General features: G+C 41.6%; 14 protein-coding genes. 12 read left to right on the top strand and 2 right to left on the bottom strand.

Annotated features, from left to right (window positions below):
* The first annotated feature begins 43 nt into the window (after positions 1-43).
* The 11 genes from FIU21_RS12380 (at position 44) to ybeY (ending at position 5934) form a co-directional block, all read left to right on the top strand.
* Positions 44-451 (top strand): acyl-CoA thioesterase, encoded by a 408-nt coding sequence (locus FIU21_RS12380; protein ID WP_004358870.1) that lies wholly within the window; start codon positions 44-46, stop codon positions 449-451.
* Between the two features lie 73 nt (positions 452-524).
* Positions 525-1643: a DNA-processing protein DprA gene (dprA, locus tag FIU21_RS12375; RefSeq protein ID WP_004358871.1), complete on the top strand. Its 1119-nt coding sequence runs from the start codon at positions 525-527 to the stop codon at positions 1641-1643.
* A gap of 128 nt (positions 1644-1771) precedes the next feature.
* Positions 1772-2284 carry a DUF4252 domain-containing protein gene (locus FIU21_RS12370; RefSeq protein WP_004358872.1) on the top strand — a complete coding sequence of 171 codons (513 nt, stop codon included), beginning with the start codon at positions 1772-1774 and terminating at the stop codon, positions 2282-2284.
* Positions 2285-2297: 13 nt separating this feature from the next.
* Entirely contained in the window at positions 2298-2795 is a 498-nt protein-coding gene (locus FIU21_RS12365; protein WP_004358873.1) for a DUF4252 domain-containing protein, read from the top strand.
* A gap of 52 nt (positions 2796-2847) precedes the next feature.
* Positions 2848-3357, top strand: coding sequence for a GFO_1088 family ECF-type sigma factor (locus tag FIU21_RS12360; protein ID WP_004358874.1), 510 nt, complete (start codon positions 2848-2850; stop codon positions 3355-3357).
* Positions 3344-3826, top strand: coding sequence for a PG0215 family putative anti-sigma factor (locus tag FIU21_RS12355; protein WP_004358875.1), 483 nt, complete (start codon positions 3344-3346; stop codon positions 3824-3826). Before FIU21_RS12360 ends, FIU21_RS12355 begins: the two co-directional genes overlap by 14 nt.
* Positions 3827-3829: 3 nt before the next feature.
* Positions 3830-4288, top strand: coding sequence for a DUF4252 domain-containing protein (locus FIU21_RS12350; protein ID WP_004358876.1), 459 nt, complete (start codon positions 3830-3832; stop codon positions 4286-4288).
* A gap of 66 nt (positions 4289-4354) precedes the next feature.
* Complete coding sequence (locus tag FIU21_RS12345) at positions 4355-4567, top strand: hypothetical protein (RefSeq protein ID WP_004358877.1); 213 nt, start codon at positions 4355-4357, stop codon at positions 4565-4567.
* 32 nt (positions 4568-4599) lie between these two features.
* Entirely contained in the window at positions 4600-5013 is a 414-nt protein-coding gene (locus FIU21_RS12340) for a type II toxin-antitoxin system VapC family toxin (RefSeq protein ID WP_004358878.1), read from the top strand.
* Positions 5010-5456 (top strand): pantetheine-phosphate adenylyltransferase, encoded by a 447-nt coding sequence (coaD, locus tag FIU21_RS12335; protein ID WP_004358879.1) that lies wholly within the window; start codon positions 5010-5012, stop codon positions 5454-5456. Before FIU21_RS12340 ends, coaD begins: the two co-directional genes overlap by 4 nt.
* Before the next feature lie 46 nt (positions 5457-5502).
* Positions 5503-5934 (top strand): rRNA maturation RNase YbeY, encoded by a 432-nt coding sequence (gene ybeY, locus FIU21_RS12330; RefSeq protein ID WP_004358880.1) that lies wholly within the window; start codon positions 5503-5505, stop codon positions 5932-5934.
* A gap of 587 nt (positions 5935-6521) precedes the next feature.
* On the opposite strand, the gene FIU21_RS12325 is transcribed toward ybeY, so the two are convergent.
* A complete protein-coding gene (locus tag FIU21_RS12325; RefSeq protein ID WP_004358881.1) occupies positions 6522-6713 on the bottom strand; it encodes a hypothetical protein in 192 nt (63 codons plus the stop codon).
* 13 nt (positions 6714-6726) lie between these two features.
* The gene (locus FIU21_RS12320) at positions 6727-10362 is read right to left on the bottom strand and encodes a hypothetical protein (protein ID WP_004358882.1); all 3636 of its coding nucleotides are present in this window, start codon (positions 10360-10362) and stop codon (positions 6727-6729) included.
* 1249 nt (positions 10363-11611) lie between these two features.
* Here FIU21_RS12320 and FIU21_RS12315 point away from each other — a divergent pair.
* On the top strand, positions 11612-12742 hold the full coding sequence (locus FIU21_RS12315) for a helix-turn-helix transcriptional regulator (protein WP_172891401.1): 1131 nt from the start codon (positions 11612-11614) through the stop codon (positions 12740-12742).

Raw genomic sequence — 12742 nt, 5'->3', positions numbered from 1 at the left:
TAGGCCTAATAAGCTCAATAAAATCCTAAAAACAAAATAGATTATGGAAAAGAAGAAATACATCTTTGAGACAAGACTGGATGTTCGCGACTATGAGTGCGACATCCAAGGTATCGTTAACAATGCAAACTACCTGCATTACACCGAGCATACACGCCATAGATTCCTCAAATCATTAGGCGTTAGCTTCTCTGAACTTCACGAAAAAGGCGTTGACGCCGTTGTAGCACGTATGCAACTCACTTATAAAGTGCCATTTACCTGCGACGACGAGATTATCTCACGCATGTCATTAAAGAAGAATGGACTACGCTGGGTGTTCTCTCACGACCTCTTCCGTGCCAGTGACGAACGCCTCTGTTTCCATGCAGATGTAGACCTTGTGACACTCATTAATGGTAGATTGGGCAGTAGCAAGGAATATGACGAAGCGTTTGCAAGAGTATTGTAAAAGTCTATCTACTCCCTAAACCTTCCTCTCTTCTAAGGAAGGTAGGGAGCTACTACTGATCATTACCTACACCATGGAATCCTTAAACTCAATCTTACTAACCCGACTTACTCGCTTTAACCTCAGCGAATTGGCTGAACTTTACAAGCGAGCTGGCTCTGCCACGGCTGTCATAGAACATAAAAGAGACATCAGAGAGATTCTTCCTGAAGCCTCAACGCATCTCATACAAGCACTGAAAGATGTTGACAGCCTGAGAGAATGGGCTGAACAAGAATTGGAATACGACCGTCTGCATAACATTGAGCCTATCTGTATGAATGATGAACGCTATCCACAGCGGCTCAAGGAGTGTCCAGATGCTCCTATCCTACTCTATTATCTCGGTAATGCAGACCTTAACAATCGACACGTTATCAATATTATCGGTACACGACACTGCACCACCTACGGGCAAGATATTATCCGTTCGTTTGTCAGAGAACTAAAAGCACTTTGCCCAGATGTACTCATCCTAAGTGGACTGGCTTACGGAGTAGATATCCATGCACATCGAGCAGCCTTGGAGAATGGCTTTGAAACTGTAGGAGTATTGGCTCATGGACTCGATGATATCTACCCTCGTGGACACAGAGATACAGCTTTAAAGATGATTAAACAAGGTGGATTACTGTCGGAATATACCACGCATACGCAGCCCGTTGCCCGCAACTTCGTACAACGTAACCGTATCGTGGCAGGTTGTGCTGATGCAACTATCCTCGTAGAATCGGCTGCGAAGGGTGGAGGACTTATCACCTGCAGTATCGCTCGTAGCTATGGACGGGAAGTATTTGCCTTCCCTGGCGCTGTTCATTCGGATTATAGCGAGGGCTGTAATAACCTTATTCGTGACAATGGTGCAGCTCTCATCACATCAGCAACAGACTTTGTGAAGGCGATGGGATGGGATGATGCTATCAAATTGGAGCAGGCACAACAACGAGGAATTGAACGAACGCTTTTCCCTGATTTGTCTTCAGAAGAGGAAGCTATCGTTCGCGTGCTCGCTAAAAACAATGACTTGCAGATTAATCTCTTGTCGATTCAAGCGAATATTCCTATCGCAAGGCTCACAGGAATCCTCTTTACGCTGGAAATGAAAGGGGTTATTAGAGCTATGGCTGGCGGTTGTTATCATCTTTTAGCATAGGATCTTAATACCATAAAAGTAGCTAATACTGAAAAAAAAGACATTTCTTTGCCACAAATCTGTCCTATCTTCCGTCTTTATAGATGTGAACAGAAACTGAATCACCAACCTAATTAATTATCAAGACAATGAGAACAACAATCTTTACTATCGCATTCGCTGTAGCTATTCTATGCTCAAGCTGCACCGTAAAAGCCAACCCAACGACGCTCATCACACAACCAATAAATGATGAGGTAGAGTCTATTATCAAAGAGTTTAAGAGTGGAAACAACGTCACTTACGTCAACTTGCCTAAGACACTCATAAAGCTTGGATTGAAGGCTGCCGACGACGAGACTGCTAATGCACTCGCTGAGCAAATCGACGGACTGCAAATTTTAACTTTCGAGAAGGCTAATCAAAAGATTAAAGACGGCTTATACAACCGTATCAGTAAGCTGGAAACACAGGGATATGAACCTATGGTGAAGGCAAATGAGGACGGCGAAAAGGTCAGAATCTTCATTAAAGGCAACGAGAAGGAAGTGCAGAGCCTTGTTGTCTTCGCTATGGACAAAGAAGACTGCTCACTCATCAATATCGTAGGACATATCAATCCTTCTAATATAGATGATGTCGTAAAGTCACAAACCAAGTAAACAAAGACACATTATGAAACGGTTTATCATCATAAGCATCCTTGCTCTCAGTACATTATCAGCCTCAGCGCAGAGCGTAAAAGGGCTGATTGAGCAATATAGGCACGAGAAAAACGTTATTCACCTTCATATAACACCTGCCTTAATGTCGTTCTTGAAGGTGCTTGCTAAAAGCCATTCGGACGATTCCAAGGCTCTGAAAGCGGTGTCATCCTTTCGTATACTTGTCTTTGACGACTGTGATTCGATTGTAAAAAGTCGTTTTAGAAACACGGTTCAGACCTTCCATCCTAAGGGATATACGCCAATCATCTACAATAAGCAGGCAGATGAGACTAATTATGTTTACCTCAAAGAAAAGAAAGGGTGCATTCGTGAAGTGCTCATCCTTGCTATTGACAAACAAGATGGTGCCATTGTGCGGATTAAGGGTAAGATAAGTCCTAACGATGTCGACTCTGTTGTGAAAGAAAGTACCAACAAGAAGAATCTGAAAAGCTATAAGTTATAGGGCGGACAACCTTACATCATAGCCGATTATTGTCTAAAGCGCACATCTGCCTATGCAAGCAAGCGATTTTAAACAGCTATTCCTACCCTGCCATCGGAAACTCTTTTCGGTGGCATATAGGCTGATGAGCAACGCTCAAGCTGCTGAGGATATGGTGCAAGAAACCTTCCTAAAACTCTGGATGCAGCGTGATAAAATAGAAAAGGTGGACAATCCCGAGGCTTATAGTATAACAGTACTACGCAGAATCTTCTATGACAAGATGAGAGCAAGACACCTTCAAGAAGTCGACAAAGACGTGGGAAGTCTGCAAGTAAGCTCCTCACAGAACATAAGTAAGCAATTAGAGGAAGCTGACGAATACCAACGCGTAAGGCAGTTGATTACCCATCTGCCCGAGCCACAGGCAAGAATCATGCTGATGCGCGACATAGAAGAGCGCAGTTTTGAGGAAATCAGCATCGAAACAGGGCTTACGGAGGTGAATATAAGAAGTATTCTCAGCCGTGCCCGAAAGAAGATTAGAGAACAGATAAAAGCAATGAGATATGATAAAGACTGAAGAAATAAAGCGTTTACTTGACCGATACTACGATGGGATGACCACCGAAGAGGAGGAGAAGACGCTGCGCACCTACTTCAACGGCAGTGATATCGATGCCAGTTTGACGGAGGAACGCTTCTTCTTTACGGCTCTTCAGTCATCAGAATGCCCTACACCAGCAGGGATGGAAGAGCGACTCAGTCGCCAGATTAGCCAGTGGAACACCTTAGAAGTCACTAATCGTCGTGCGATAAGGCATATCAACCTGCGCTGGGTAGTAGGGATAGCAGCCAGTTTGTTGCTTCTCTTTGCTGCAGGAGCTATCGTTTACCAAAACGAGAATAAGTCTCCACAAACTGAACAGGATACCTATACTAACGCTAAAGACGCTTACGCCGAAACGTCAAAAGCACTGATGAAATTCTCAAAGACGCTCAATAAGGGTATTGACGCTACCGAGAACATCACTAATAAAACAAGGGATTAGATTATGAAGAGAATTATTTTAACGCTTTGTATGACTATGATAGCCTGTATAACGGCATTTGCCCAAAAGGCATTGTTCGAAAAATACAGCGAAACAGATGGTGTCTCCACTGTCTACATATCACATAATATGATGCGAATGATGGGCAATGTGAAAGCAGGTAACAAGGATATCAGCAAGGTTGCAGGCCGTCTCGATTATCTGCAGATACTCTCCTGCGAGCGTCCTTCACTGATTCCTTCTATCAAGAAGTCTGCCCAAAACATCTTCAATCAACAAAAGTATTCGATTGTAATGCAAGTCAATGAGGGGGGCGAACATACTACTATCTACGAGCGGCATTACCCGAATGGAAAGAATGAGTTTGCCCTACTCGCCATAGAACGCAATGAAATTACAATTATCAACCTACTTGGTAATATCTCTCTACAGGATATTCAAGGAATAGCTGGTGGGAAATAATCCCCCAGCTTTTTTGGTTATATAACAGAAATAGAGTACTTTTGCAGAAAATAAGGAGGTATAATTATGAATAGGACCATAAATATTCCAAGTGCAGACAACGCCTTCTTGGAGATGTTAGCACAAAAGATGGGATGGACTATAAGTCAAATCAACTCTCATACAGAGAACGATAAAAAGCCAGACTTAAACACACCAGAGAAAAGGAAAAAAGCAATAGAGTTGCTTCAATCCATCGCTGGTAAACTGCCAAACAGTCATTTAGAAAGCTGGAAATAAGCAAAAGAAGAGTATCTAAGAACAAAACACTTATGAGAATCTTCTTAGATACCAATATTATCATAGATCTTCTTGAGGCAAGAGGTGAGTTCACACAGAATGCACTGAAAGTGGCAAGTATGGTTATTAACAATGGAGACGAACTTTTGTTGAGTGACCTATCAGTTGTAAATGCTTGTTATATCGAAAGAAAATCCTTAGGGAATAGGGGCTTTATAGCAACATTCTCTGCTATTAGAGATTGTTTTGAAATTATCGGTATGGGAGCACCTGCAATAGATGCTACTATCACTGCTAATTGGAATGATTTTGAAGATGCAATGCAATACTTTGCTGCTCTTAATGCAAATGCTGATATCATTGTCACAAGAAACAAGAAAGATTTTGCTACCAGTGAGATAAGTGTTGTAACTCCTTTGGAATATATAGAAGGTAAAATCAAATGAAAATAGGTATATTCGTTGGAAGCTTTGATCCATTTACAATAGGACATGACGCTATTGTACGCCGCTCCTTGCCACTCTTTGACAAGGTTGTGATTGGTGTTGGTATCAATGAGCGGAAGAAGTGCATGCTCAGTGCGGAGGAACGGACCGAGCGCATAGCACGACTCTATGCTGACGAGGCAAAGATTGAAGTAAAGGCATACTGCGACCTCACCATCGACTTTGCACGAAGAGAGGGCGCCGAATATATCATTAAGGGTGTACGTAGTATAAAAGACTTTGAATATGAGCGCGAACAAGCTGATATCAACCGACGCTTGAGTTCTATTGAAACCATCTTTTTCTACGCTGAACCACAATTTGAAAGTATCAGTTCAAGCGTTGTAAGAGAACTGAAAAACTTTGGAAGAGACATCACTGAGTTCTTGCCAAAGGGATATTAACGATTAGACAGAGGCGCACAAGCCTCATCGATAAAACATAGACACGATGATAACATATAGTGCTGAAGGCGTTAAGATGCCTAAAATCAAGAAACGAGAGATTTCTCGTTGGATTAAAGCTGTTGCTGCAACGCATGGTAGAAAGGTTGGAGAAATTGGTTATATGTTCGTAGATGATGAGAAGATTCTCGAAGTAAACAACGAGTATCTTGGACATGATTATTACACGGACATCATTACTTTCGACTATGATGAGGATGATGTGCTCAATGGCGACCTTGTTATCTCACTTGATACAGTCCGCTCTAATGCCGAACTTTTCAAGAAGTCATATGAGGATGAGCTTCACCGAGTTATCATTCATGGTATCCTTCACCTCTGTGGTATCAATGACAAGGGTCCTGGAGAGCGTGAGATTATGGAAGAAAACGAGAACAAGGCGCTTGCACTTCTCAAGAGAATGCAGACCGAGAAATAGGTAGTCTATCGTTATACCAGCCATCCTGTATTGTACTCCCATAGTTCAGCATAATTGCAGAAAGGCTGCACCATATAATTATTTCTGCTCTATCAGCCCTTGTTTCGATAGTAAAATATTTATTGGTGTCCGATAAAACTTTTGGGAGTTATCTGTGTTAAATAAAATAGGCTTAAACTTATGATTTCATTAATTTATTTGGTTATTATAGGGTCTCCCTTGTTAAAATAAGCACATTTTATAATGCTTACAGTTTAAAACTGAAAACCAAGCCCATGGATAAGTAAAACGGCTGCAACACCGATGGATAAAGGGATACAGAGCTTTCAGTTTATTTTTACTGGACAGCAATATAAAATATTACACACTTAGCTTCTAAAAAGAAGATACATAAAATACTAGAAAGCGACACGTATGGTTTCAAAGAACCATGCGTGTCGCTTTCCTTAAATCTTATATAGAGTACTTTAATCTGACTAAAGTGTCAGATTCTAAATTAAAAGAATACAACCTCTGTCTGAAATCTTTGCCCGAAAGGTACTTCGATCTCAATATTTGTCAAGACCAAAGTTTGTAATCTCTGACAATTAGTCTTCCCAGACGCCTCTTACTCTCGACCAAGATGAATTGAGAGATTCATCTTCTTCATATCCTTCAGACCAAAAAGGATTCTTTTTGCTATCAGCATGGTCATTGCTACTTCCACTACCTACAGTGAGAAGGAGTTCGGATGCTACCAGAGTTTCCCAAGTCTTAGGCGGAATATACGTTCGTTTCATAACATTGAATTATTTAGTTTACAATAACCTTTGTACCATTGATAAGATAGAGTCCTGCTGGTAGTTCTATCGTTCTACTTTCACCAGCATTGAGTGTCACAGTCTCGACCTTCATTCCGTTTGCATTGTGGATACTGAAATGTACGGACTTTGCAGCCGTTGCCATAATGTGTCCCCTGCCCGTCTGGACAGCAAGATCTGGCTCATGGGTAAGGTCGGAGATACCTGTTGTCATACCGTCATAATCAGTTATAACATCAAAGCCTATCATCTCCTTTGCTCCCTGACTACTTCTGTTGTAGAGGTAGCATGCACGGAAAGGATAAACGTAAACTGACGGATACATTAGGAGAAGATTCTTAGAACTAAGGAACATGTTCCCAGAGAAGTAGAATACGTTCTTTGTGTTTCTGTCTACCTTCATGCCTGCATAAGAACCGCAGTTGCTGAACTGATAAGCATTGCCTGCAATCTTGCCTGTTGCCTTTTCACCCGAATAGGTGTAGCCTGAAGTTTCCAGTTTGTCCTCAGATGCCATCACATCCGCACCATATTGTGTGGCAATGAAGGAAATCTTTTCATCGGTAGGTGCATTGATTACCTTGACCATGTATGGTACGTTAGCTTCGGTACTGCTACCCTCAACACGATCGAACTTTGCCGATGCGTAATAGTTACGGGACGAAGCAGTCTCGGGATCTGACAGGAACAGGCAGTCTTCCTCGTGCATTCTCAACACCTCGAACGAGCAGGCATCCGCAGTGGCATTGGTGTGTATGCCATTTGTCAACGAGAGCGTGAACGGCAGGATAATTGAAGCATTCGCTACCTTACCATTCTTTGGGATAGTGATCTCTCGTTGATAGATTGCATAATTCTCCCTCGGAACAGTAATCTTGTATGGAGCAAAGAATGGTTGCCTGTCAGTAATAACGATGTTCTTGCAGGCATGGTAGTCTCCACTCTTCGTCTTCTGCACATAGTTATCCTCATTGTAATTGGAACGCTCTGGGAAGTAGATTAAGCAGTTCGGGTTCAGCAGTCCCTTCATGCGATCCATCTCTTTCTTCTCTGGAATATGGACAGAATAAAGGTCAGTATAGTCAAGATATAGTACCTCATATCCCGTAGCATGCTTAGCAGCAAGTGCTTCCGTGAGAGCCTTCTCCATCATCGGAACAGTTAGGTAAGCATTGCCTGTAGGTATCTTTTGATTTGTCTGCGCATCAAGGGCAACGAATCTGCCACCATACATAGGCTTATCTGTATCTTTGCCTTCAAGGTTGTAGCAAGTATGGTCATAGATCTTTGTCAATTCACACTGCGCCTTGTAGTCCTTAACAATGAGCTTGATGTCCATGAGGTAATAGGCATAGTAGCGATGCTCCAATGCAGTGGTCGGTGCTATGTTCCATCGTGTTTCATCTCCCGTGAAAAGGTAACATTCCTTGGACTTATTGATGGCAACTTCAATGTTGCTGGTGAATGTTCCGCCCTGTTCTCTATAAAGTGACTCAGAATAAGGGTACTCCTTGAGTGTTGTCGGGCTCGAACTGGTATTATTGTTGTTCAGTTCATCAATGTTGCTATACTTGAAAGGTTTGTCACCGCACATCTTAGTGCTCACTTTCTTGTCGGCTTCTTCCATACCCGTAGCCATATACTGCTTTCCATCACCGAAGCTGTTGTAATAGTCTGACTTGGCGAAGTAGTAGCGTGCATGGCGTGTTCCACCGGGATAAGTGTTGTCTCCATACTTACTGTATAGGTTCTCAAACGTGAACTTACATCTCTCTGTATCACCCATGAAATCCTTTGGCACATAGAAAAGAAACTTACCACCTGATACTTGGAAATCGTTGGATGTGAACTGTTGCATTAGCGTAGGACCGTTTGCTTTCAACGAATGGCAGATGATGTCAATAGAGTTGATGAATGGATCCAGTGCTTCAAGGGTTAGTTCAAAGGTAACGAGAGCTTTTGAACCAGAAGCCAGACCAGACACCTCAAACTTGACAGCATCGTTGTTTAGATTGGGTATCTCAATGGTTCCGTCAGCCCCTTCGGTTACTTTAATAGTTTTATAAGGGGTGTTCTTGTCGGTAGCATATACCTTTAAAGTATAAGGTGAAGGAGTGAAGGCTGGATTGTCTACTATTCCATTTGCCTGTGAGTATGTGGCAAAAGCATTGCTCTTGTCTTGCAGCTGGGCATTGCCCTTTCTGTCAGGCATAGAGAGATACAAAGTCTTACCATCAACAACTCTCCTGATACGATCACCAATCTTCTGAAATACCGAAGCCTTCGTAGGACTGTTTGTCGGATACAGGTAATACGTCTTGTTTGCATAATGAGTATACAGATAACTGCCCCCACTGTAGAGTTTACCACTACCTTCACCAGTCATTGTCCAGACTACTGGTCTGTTCTCATTCCACTTACCATCTGGCTGAAGATAGTATGTCTTCAAACCAAAGGTTCCTCCTTTTGCCGTAATATAGAAGCCATCATTGTAAGGAACACTACTAGAATTTGCAGCCGTACCATAGTGATATTTGATTTTGGCACTCGTAATGCGATAGCCCAGCGGAATGTCTTTTTCATCCTGCGACTTGGTTGAAGTGGGTGTCTCAATATAATAGGTGTTATTACCAACGGCATAATAGAGTTTTCCGTCATTGTTTAGTGCCTGGATGTCACCAGTATTAGCTGTTGCTGGCAGTTTCTTGTCGCTTGTGACAGCATCCTGCTGATAGAAATGATTGTTCGCCATAAGTTCCCTGACATTACGATAGTCGTAACTAAAATAGGTCACACCGCTTTTTTTGTTTGGCTTTATTTCTCCTAAGTCCAGCTTACTGGTAGCAAAAGGAACATCCACCATATTAACACCATCCTTGATAATCATAGAAGGTGAACCTGGAGCTACGTTTGCCTGAAATGGTCCTTCAGCGGTGAAGTAAAGCTCGCATGACTTGATAGTCACACCATAGAACTCGTCCCACTGCCTCCAGAAATAAAAATAAAGGTTGTTACCCATATCGGCATCATCCTTACTGGTTCGCTCAATAACATACTCTTTGGAATCATTGTATGATCCCATTACGTCTGTTTTTGCTTTCGGAATACTCTGATTAAACTTTTCATCTGTTTCGTACATAACTTTATTCATGCCTTTAATCTGCATGGTATTGACCGTTTTACCATTAAGATTATTCATCAGAACGATGCGATAACGAGTAAAGCGAAAGCCCTTGGGCAGAGAGATGTTCATACAGGTTGTAACGTTCTTTCCACCCATCACAACATACATTCCTTGTTGGTTATCTAAAGAGATGTTACCTGCTGGATCCTTCAGCTGTCCCCCTTCCACCAGTTCCGTCTTGTCGGAAACAGTCAGTGTTAGTGGCAACTGATTATGCCGCCACAACGAACTCCAACCATGTTGGAATCCAACTTCATTTTCATAGGTCAAACCTGCAACCAACTTCCCAGACTGGGGACTTATAGTCACGTTTTGTGCTTTGGAAACCGAGAAAGAGGCAAATAGCATCAATAATACCATTGTCCGCTGAATCAGAATCAGCCGCCGCCCTCTCCCTTTTAATGATAAAGACAGGTGCTTCATAATTCTTTTCTTTAAGTTCATAAATACTTATATTAATCTGATATATATTGTGTGGAGTTGATACGTAAAATGTCTCTTGGTCTCAATAGTTGCTTTCACAAAAATAAAAAAACAACTTAATGTCGCCAAATAACTTTACAAACGATAGACTCTGTGGCTATCATTAATATGCGTCTGTGCATATATTAACGGACATTCAACTATCCATGGAATCAAAAATACTAATTTGAAGCGTTCAAAGTGTACAAAAATTGCTACAATCAATACAAAATAGTAACGGAACAGGACACATGAAGCTCCTCAAAAAGGGTAGTTACAAGTTCAACTAATAGAGTGTTGAGGAATTAAGTTTGGTTCTTCCGTTAAATGTGTGGATACTTTTTGTATAGTGTTAACGGCAGAACATAACGTACTCATTTAACAAAGACATAGCCAAGACTATCAACTATCTATTCTTTTCTCATCCTCCGAACCAGTTTTTTTCTTTTTAATACTCGAAAATCCAATGACAATTCCTTGAAAAGTATTTACATAATATTACATAAAACTTTTATCAATAAGGCTAAAAGCACATAAAAAGGGTGGGCTTGTAACCAACAAGATACCAGTTAGTTATAAAGTGGTAACGTAAAAGGTGCTTAAGTGGACTTCAAAAGGGCGTTAGTAAGGGTCTTAAAGGGCATCTTTTGCAAGCCAATTTGGCGCCTTTTGGAAGCCCAAATAGCATGTATTAGTATAGAGCTGCGTGAAAATAGTTTACAAAAATCTATGGCATGGGGATAAGTTGTTTGTAGAAGACAGATAGACATCACACCTAATGACGTTTATTATGTAGTTTATCCCCCTTTGTAAAACCATCTAATTGAAGGTAATCATACCATGTATGTGGATTAATCTCATTCTATTAACAATCTACGCATTTAACGGAAGAACCTTAAGTTTTATCTCGAAAGGTCAATACAAATGTCTTTCTTTATTTCTCCAAGGCTTTTGTACAACTATTACAAGTGCTTTGGAGAACCTCTCCAAAGTACTTGGAGAAACAAAATAAGTATAGTGTGTACGTTTGAGAAACATAGAAGTTATACCATAATTAAGTATGATGACTAAAGAATGATAGCCTAAATAGAAATATACTTTAGGATTAAAACTAAACAACGAAAGAGGTAATTTATCGTTTCTTTTTACTAACTTTGCAGTGCTACAGACAACAAAAAGGGCATATTGTCTGCCTTTACATCTGTTTTTACATAAATAATAACACCTATTCATGAGCAACATCCTGATATATTCTTTGGGCTGCTTCTCCTTTATCCTCTCCTGCGTCTTCTTTGCAGCAATAAGATGGGGGCACGTGTGCTCTCCCTATGCAAAATACGCAGACAAGTTCTTCCCAGCACGAAAAATAAGCATTTTCTTTCTTCTTTTCTCTATCGCTCTATTTCCTTACGTACTCAATCCGATGCGTACAGAGACTTGGATGCTGGCAAAGTTCTATGCGATTCTCTTCATACCGACGACATGGATCATACTGTTTCACAAGTACTTTGATCCTTCTGGCTATAAGCGGGAGAAATATAGGTTGCGACTGATGGCATCGATTCCAGTACTGATTATCTTGTTGCTCTTTGCCCTAAGCATCATTCCGAAGAAGTTGTCAGAACACCAAAGTGGTCAGATTGCCTACGTCTGTATAGGAGTAGGCGCATCCCTGTTTGCCTATCTTGTTTATTCTACCTTCTGGCTTTATCGCAAGACCAATGAATACAACCAAGACAACTACTCCAACGAGGAGGAGTTCCCAGTACGGTTTGCCAATTATGTACTCTGGCAGCCGCTGGCTTACACACTGACGGGATGGATTGTTCTTTTCACAGACAGCCGATTACTTAAAGCCTGGATTGATTTTCTGCTCAGTGGTTGGCATATCATCATATTGCTCGCCTCCCTCCATCCCAACCGCAGCAATGCCGAGGCAATGCGAAAGATGGATGAAGTTATATCGCAATACATAAGACGAAATAACCTCATCCCATCACCTGAAGATATAGAGCCTGAGAATACGGAAGGTATTAGCGCAGCGAAGGTAAACCAGATAAAGGCGGACATTCTTGAGATTGTGGAGCAGAAGAAAGGCTTCCTCAATCCTCACCTAACACTTGCCCACGTAGCATCACAGACTGATTATGGTCGGACTTATGTATCAAAGGTTTTCAAGCAGGAGTTCGGTGGATTCTATAACTACATCAACCGACTACGATTGGAATATGCAGCCCAGTATGCCAGCGAACACCCAGAAGCCAGTCAAGACGAGATAGCCAGTCAGTCGGGTTTCAGTAGTAGAACCAGCCAGTGGCGGGCAGCCAATCGGCTGACTAGAAGCGAGGATCCAACCGTCTAA

Source organism: Prevotella melaninogenica (assembly GCF_013267595.1).
GTDB classification, from domain to species: Bacteria; Bacteroidota; Bacteroidia; order Bacteroidales; family Bacteroidaceae; genus Prevotella; species Prevotella melaninogenica_D.
Note: the sequence above shows the minus strand (reverse complement) of the source record. Positions and strands in the feature narration are given on the sequence as shown.